Raw genomic sequence first — 410 nt, forward strand, 5'->3', positions numbered from 1 at the left:
GGCGGCCTTGTCGAGCGCCTGTTTCAGCCATTCGCGCCGCTCCGGTGAATAGAGACCGGCGGAGGAGGGTGGTCCCTTCAGCGTGTCGAGGAACAGGAAGACGCCGCCGTGTTCTTCGCGCAGGTCCTGAACGAAGCCGCCGTGATCGCGCGGGTGGTCGACGAAGACCTGCTTGAAATTCTCGCGGTCATCGTGATTGCCGAGCATCAGCTGCGTTTCGATGGGGAAGGCGGCCAGGCGGTCCTTCAGCCATTCATAGGCGGCCATCTCGCCGCGATCGGCGAGGTCGCCGGAAATGGCGCAGAAGGCGGCATCGGGGTGATGTTTGGCGATGTCGTCGAGACAGGCATTCAGGCGCTCGACGGGGTCGAGCCCCCAGAGTTTTTGGCCGGGGGCGATGAGGTGGAGGT

At 64.4% G+C, this 410-nt stretch carries 1 protein-coding gene; it reads right to left on the reverse strand.

Annotated features, from left to right (window positions below; all coding sequences use genetic code 11):
- Positions 1-410: metallophosphoesterase (locus AC1D0P_RS30720; protein WP_477680188.1), on the reverse strand; the 410-nt coding region annotated here is incomplete at both ends.

It is taken from the genome of Polaromonas sp. P1_G2, assembly GCF_056405515.1.